The sequence below is a fragment of the Sphingorhabdus sp. genome (assembly GCF_044338195.1).
Lineage (GTDB): Bacteria > Pseudomonadota > Alphaproteobacteria > Sphingomonadales > Sphingomonadaceae > Sphingorhabdus_B.
On the sequence record NZ_JBIIMC010000055.1, the window covers coordinates 1 to 6,085 of the forward strand.

Annotated in this window: 7 protein-coding genes; 2 read left to right on the forward strand and 5 right to left on the reverse strand. The window is 57.3% G+C overall.

The window, feature by feature from the left end; genetic code table 11:
- Positions 1–55 precede the first annotated feature (55 nt).
- The 4 genes from der to panB all read right to left on the reverse strand — a co-directional run bounded on the left by der (position 56) and on the right by panB (position 4,531).
- Complete coding sequence (gene der, locus ACIQZK_RS10475) at positions 56–1,453, reverse strand: ribosome biogenesis GTPase Der (protein WP_395634975.1); 1,398 nt, start codon at positions 1,451–1,453, stop codon at positions 56–58.
- A 23-nt stretch (positions 1,454–1,476) separates the two neighbouring features.
- Positions 1,477–2,820: a PQQ-binding-like beta-propeller repeat protein gene (locus ACIQZK_RS10480; protein WP_397576078.1), complete on the reverse strand. Its 1,344-nt coding sequence runs from the start codon at positions 2,818–2,820 to the stop codon at positions 1,477–1,479.
- Between the two features lie 2 nt (positions 2,821–2,822).
- Entirely contained in the window at positions 2,823–3,587 is a 765-nt protein-coding gene (locus ACIQZK_RS10485; RefSeq protein WP_397576079.1) for a tetratricopeptide repeat protein, read from the reverse strand.
- A 77-nt stretch (positions 3,588–3,664) separates the two neighbouring features.
- Entirely contained in the window at positions 3,665–4,531 is an 867-nt protein-coding gene (gene panB / locus ACIQZK_RS10490; RefSeq protein WP_397576080.1) for a 3-methyl-2-oxobutanoate hydroxymethyltransferase, read from the reverse strand.
- Positions 4,532–4,655: 124 nt separating this feature from the next.
- Between panB and ACIQZK_RS10495 the strand changes: the two genes are divergently transcribed.
- Together ACIQZK_RS10495 and ACIQZK_RS10500 are read left to right on the forward strand one after the other, a co-directional pair.
- On the forward strand, positions 4,656–5,078 hold the full coding sequence (locus tag ACIQZK_RS10495; protein ID WP_397576081.1) for a hypothetical protein: 423 nt from the start codon (positions 4,656–4,658) through the stop codon (positions 5,076–5,078).
- Positions 5,079–5,082: 4 nt separating this feature from the next.
- Positions 5,083–5,298 carry a helix-turn-helix transcriptional regulator gene (locus ACIQZK_RS10500; RefSeq protein WP_397576082.1) on the forward strand — a complete coding sequence of 72 codons (216 nt, stop codon included), beginning with the start codon at positions 5,083–5,085 and terminating at the stop codon, positions 5,296–5,298.
- A gap of 17 nt (positions 5,299–5,315) precedes the next feature.
- On the opposite strand, the gene ACIQZK_RS10505 is transcribed toward ACIQZK_RS10500, so the two are convergent.
- On the reverse strand, positions 5,316–6,085 hold a 770-nt coding region (locus tag ACIQZK_RS10505; RefSeq protein WP_397576083.1), incomplete at its 5' end, for a glycerophosphodiester phosphodiesterase family protein.

Genomic DNA, 6,085 nt, shown 5'->3' on the forward strand with positions numbered 1-6,085 from the left:
AGAAGTAAACAGAGCGTTGACATAGTCTGTTTGCCAGACTGCGCTGCGTGCGGGCTTAATCCGCGAACGGGTTCTTTGATGAACGGAAATTGATGCGCACGGGTACGGCACCAAAATCCAAGTCACGGCGAATACCGTTGAGCAAATAGCGCGCATAGCTGGCGGGCAATTCGTCGGTCCGGTTGCCGAAAATCACGAACGTCGGCGGGCGGTTGCGCGCCTGCGTCATATACCGCAATTTGATCCGCTTGCCGCCGGGGGCAGGTGGCGGGTTTGCCGAAATCGCAGCTTCGAACCAGCGGTTGAGTATGCCGGTGGGCACGCGCTTGTTCCACGCCTCACGCGCGTCAAACGCCGCGGATATCATCTGGTCCAGCCCCTTGCCGGTGAGCGCAGACACGGCGATCATCGGAACGCCCTTCAACTGCGACAGGCCTTCTTCCAGCGCGGCACGAATGCCTTTGAACAGGCCGCTGCCATCGACGGCAACGTCCCATTTGTTAATCGCGATAATCAGCGCGCGGCCTTCTTGAATGACATGGTCCGCAATTTTCAGGTCTTGGACTTCCAAACCTTTGGTTGCGTCCAAAAGCAATACGACGACTTCTGCAAAATCGATCGCATGGCGGGCGTCGGCCACCGACAGCTTCTCAAGCTTATCCTGCACCTTGGCGCGCTTGCGCATCCCTGCCGTATCGATCAGGCGCACGCGCCGTTCGGTCAGCATCGGGGGGATATTGCCTTCTTCATCGGGCTCGCGCTCTTTCGGGCTTGGATCGGTCCAGACCCAGTCGACCGAAATACTGTCGCGGGTAATCCCGGCCTCAGGGCCGGTAATCAAACGGTTCTCGCCCAAAATCTTGTTAATGAGCGTGGATTTGCCTGCGTTCGGGCGGCCAACAATGGCCAGCTTCAAGATCGCGTCAGGGGCTTCGGGGTCGGGCACTTCAAATGCACCGCCGTCAATATGCGGCAACAGCGACTGGAACAGGTCGGCCATGCCTTCGCCATGTTCGCCGCTGATCGCAATCGGGTCGCCAAAGCCAAGCGCGTAGCTTTCCAATATGCCGTTATCGCCCTGCTTGCCCTCGGCCTTGTTCACGGCCAGCACGACAGGGGTCGCGCTGCCGCGTAGCCAACGGGCAATTTCTTCATCGAGCGGGGTGACGCCGACACGTCCATCGATCAGGAACAACGCAACCTGCGCACCTGCAATGGCGGCCTCGGTCTGCATCCGCATCCGGCCGGGCAGGGTATCGGGATCTTCATCCTCATAGCCTGCGGTATCGACAATGGTGAATTCAAGATCGAACAAGCGACCTTGGCCCTCACGCCGGTCGCGCGTCACGCCAGGCGTATCGTCGACAAGCGCCAGCTTCTTGCCAACCAGACGGTTGAACAAAGTTGACTTGCCGACATTGGGCCGACCGATAATGGCTACCGTCGGCAACATGCCGGCATTACTCCTTTACAGACTTAACCCCGGAACGCGGAAATGCGGCCGGAATCGTCCAAGATATACAATGTGTTGTTCGCCACGATTGGGGCGAGCGACACGTCATTCTTGACGTCGAATACTTCAGTGGCGGCGCCTTCTTCGGGGGAAATCGACCAGATCGCGCCATTCGAATTGGCCACGATCAGACGGCCACCGGCCAAGACCGGACCATACCAGCTGATCGGGCCCTTTTTCTTCTTTTCATTTTTGAAACGCTGCAGCTTTGAAATCCACCGGACCTTGCCGCTTGAACGCGCAACGCAAAGGAGCCTTGCTTCGTCCGTCATCACAAATACCCATTCGCCCACGGCGACAGGTGTCGAAATGCCGGCAATGTTGATTTCCCAAATGCGCTGGCCGCTGACCAGTTCATAGGATGCCATACGGCCGCCCTTACCAAGCGCAAAGACGCGGCCACGGTCAATGACGGGGTCGGCGTCAATGTCAGTCAATGTCGATACAGATGTCGACATGGCCGTGCGCGACAATGTGTCGCTCCACAGGCTGCGGCCATTTTCATAACGATAGGCGGCAAGCTCGCCGCTGGAATAGCCCGCGATGACCGTGCCTTGTGCCGCCGCAGGTGCGCCAACGCCAAAGATGCCCGATGCGGCAACGGGGCCAGCTTCGTTCCATTGTGGTTCACCGTCGCTTTGACGCAACGCGTAAATCTGGTTGTCCTGCGTCATGACATAGAGATTGCCATTGGACAGTGTGGGCGCACCGCGCAGGGGCCCTGCAGGACGCTTTTTCCATATGAGCGCGCCGGTATCGGCGGCAAGCGATGCAACATCGCCAACGCCGTTGGTCGCAAACACATTGGTGGCAGTTGCGCTTACGCCGCCGCCATAGCGTGATGACTTGCCATCATTTTTGACTTCAAGCGCATTGCTCCAGATTTGCGCGCCCGTGTTGGCGTCAAAGGCCGTGACCCGCGCCGTGGTGTCGACAACATATAACCGTCCGTCGCTCATCACCGGGCTCGCGGCGAGGCGCGCGCGTGGGTTTGCACCCTTTACGCTTGCGGTCCAGACGCGCTTCAGACCTTGGCTCAATTCCACATGGCCGGGTGATTTTGATGCGTTACCGCCGGGCTGCGCCCATGCTTCGTTGATATATGCTGGCGGCAAGGTCACCGCAACATTGGCCAGCGCGGGGTCAACGTCGGTGTCGCGCTCGGTACCCAATATGGCGACACGACTGCCGACGGTCGGGGTGTTGTTTTTCTTGCCAGCATCGCCGCGCATGCCGTCCAAAACGGCACAGCCGCCAAGGGTGGAGGATGCAGCGAGGACCAATAAAAGCTTAGTGACAGTCTTCAATTTCACTCTCCCTTGGAGGCGGTTTCATCCGCCTTCGATGCCGCATTGCGCTTTGCGTCAACCTGAACAGTATCTACGCCAAGCGCGCCAGCCATTTGTTGCGAACGGCTGCGTAGCGACTCCGGCAGGTCCTCCTGCTTTGCAATTTGGGCAAAAATCGGGCCAGCCAAATTGTCCTTACCCATTTTCAGATAGGCCAAAGCCGTCAGTTCACCCGCGCTACCGAACCATGCATGGCCGGGGGTCGCAAGTGGCTTCAACCTGTCAATAACCTGTTGCGGCGGGATCGAATCAAATTCGGCGCTGACCTGACGAATGAGGGCGAGGTCGCGGAATGTCTGCGGCAGGCTGCTGTCTGCTGCGACTTTTGCATATATTGCGACCGCTTTCTTGGTCTCACCGTCTTCGCCAAGCAAATTGGCTTCGACCAGCTGCGCCATTGCGCGATATCCCGGTTGGTCCGCCTTGGCGAGTGTGGCCAGCTGCGCGCGGGCTTCTTTTTCCTGACCGGCGCGCAATTTGTCCATCGCGTCAACGAACTGTTCGCTTTGCAAATCGGCCGCAGCCTGCTTTTGGTTGTGATAGACAATCCAGCCGCCAAAGGCGAGCAAACCCGCCGCAATTGCGGCCAATAACCAGCGTCCGTAACGTGTCCAAAAATTGGTGAGATCGCTTGCGCGGACGGCATCATCCACTTCGCGCAGAAACGCTTCGTCACTTCCGCTCCGGTCTTTTTCAGGGCGCTGTTCTGTCGGTGTCAAAGCCAAGAGGGCCTCCGATTATAAATAGTCTTGATCAGTTGGAGCCGTCCTTAGCCCGACTTGGCTGGATAGGCCAGCCTGCTTTACGCAGGTTGGTACAGCTGTTCGGGTCCGGGGAAGCTGCGGTCACGCACGCCAGCGGCATATTCGCGCACAGCATCTTCCACGCTGACGCCCATATTGCCGAATTTTTTGACGAACTTCGGCACGCGGTCGAACAGGCCAAGCATGTCTTCGGCGACCAAAACTTGCCCGTCGCATTGTGCGGACGCACCAATGCCAATCGTCGGGCATGCAACTTTCTGCGTAATTTCAATGGCGATGGGTTCAAGCACGCCTTCGATCACCATTGCAAAGGCGCCGGCGTCGGACATGGCGATGGCATCGTCGACAATCGATTTGGCTTCTTCGGGGCTCTTGCCGCGCACGCCATAGCCACCAAGGATGTTTACGGCTTGCGGCGTCAGGCCGACATGCGCCATCACCGGAATGCCGCGTGACGTCAGGAATTCGACCGTCGGGGCCAAAACCTTGCCGCCTTCCAACTTGACCGCAGCGGCGCCGGTTTCCTTCAACAGCCGCGATGCATTCACAAATGCCTGCTCGGGCGAGGCTTCGTACGACCCAAAGGGCATGTCGACGATGACGGCGGCGTGATAGCTGCCGCGCACAACCGCTGCGCCATGCGCGGCCATCATTTCCATCGTCACCGCCACGGTATGCGGCAGGCCGTAAATCACCTGACCCAGCGAGTCGCCGACGAGCAGCATATCGCAATGCGGGTCCATCAATTGCGCCATACGCACGGTGTACGCGGTCAGCATGACGAGCGGTTCTTGGCCCTTTTGCTGACGGATGCGCGGCACGGTCAGCCGCTTCATCGGCGACGGCGTCGGGTTCGCACGGCTGGTGGATGTGTCGAACGTGAGCGTTTTTGAATTGGTAGACATAGCCCCAGACTTAGCCGCTAAACGCACCGCACGAAAGGAAGAACGGGTGGTATGTATGTTATATTTGACTCAATGTTAAAAATAACTAACATTAAGTGCGAATCATGTAACATGGAGTGGAAGCATGTCGTTTCGTGAAAAACTATACTGGGCTCGTTTGTTCGTTATCGTGCTTTGCTGGGGCTATTATTTTGTAAGCTTAGGCTTGGCGGCACAGGGCGCAGCGCTGGATGTTCCCGCCTATCAAGGCTTGTTTTTCAAAATCGCAATGCTGTCGGTTTTCTTGTTTTTAGGAGTAACGGCAACCTTAGCCGCATATGATCGAAAAAGCGCGCGCCAGAATGAAGATGAGCGGGACCGTGCGATTGAACAACATAGTGCCCGGATATCTTACTACGTCCTAATTGTGGGCTGCTTTTTGGTATTGTCACTCCTATTTTCGGGCTTCGATGGTTTCATGACGTTCAACGTTTTGCTCGCGGTGGTTGTTATAGCCGAGCTTATACGTGCATCACTAAATTTGGTTGGATATCGCCGTGGTTACTGACCCGATGGCCCAAACATCCTTCACCAACGATATACGGACGCTGCGCTTCCTCGCCGGAGAAATGACGCAGGGCGATCTGGGCGACAAGGTGGGCGTGACGCGCCAGACCATCGCCGCCATCGAACAGGGTAAATATTCACCCTCGCTTGAGGTCGCGTTTCGCATCGCCCATGTCTTTGGAAAGCCGCTTGAAGAGGTTTTTCAGTGGCAGCGGGACTGACGCGACTTGCCTGATCGTTATCGGCGTGCCGCAACTGCCTCTGCGACATTATCACTGAAAATGCCGTCGACACCCGTCGCCAAAAACGCCTTCATCTCGGCTTCAACGTCGCCAATGCTGCGCGGGTCGATCCCAGATTTTTGCGCCAGCGGCAGAAAGTAATTTTCGCGGCGGAATGTCCATGGGTGGACCGCAAGACCGACCTTGTGCGCATCGGCCACAAGCGTCGTGGGCGTGCCCAGATTGCCGATCAACGTGCGCGGTATGACCATCGCCTTGTTCGGGCCAACGCCATCGGCATAGGTCGCGACAATTTTCAGGCCCTCGGCAGTGGCCATTTGCGTGTAGGTTAAATCGCTGCGGTCGGCGGGGCTGCCCTTTTCTTCCATCAACTGGATCAGCCGCAATTTGGTCTTGGGCCGCAGTGCTTTCAGATTTTCGACCTCAAACGACTGGATGAAAATAGGCGCATCTTTTGTGACATGGCCAAATGCGGTCAGCATCGCCAGCAACGGCGCCTCATGCGGCAAGCCGATCGACGCGAAATAGCTGGGGTGCTTGGTTTCGGGATAGACGCCGACATTGTGCGCCTGTGCGAGCGTCAGTATCTCTTCAAAGGTCGGGATTTCAAACTGCCCGTCAAACGCCATATTGTCCTTGCGCAATTGCGGCAGCCGTTCCTTGGCGCGCAGAGTCTTAAGCTCGGCAAGCGTGAAATCTTCGGTGAACCAGCCGGTCATTTTATGACCATCGATGGTCTTGGTCGTCTTGCGGTCGGCAAATTCGG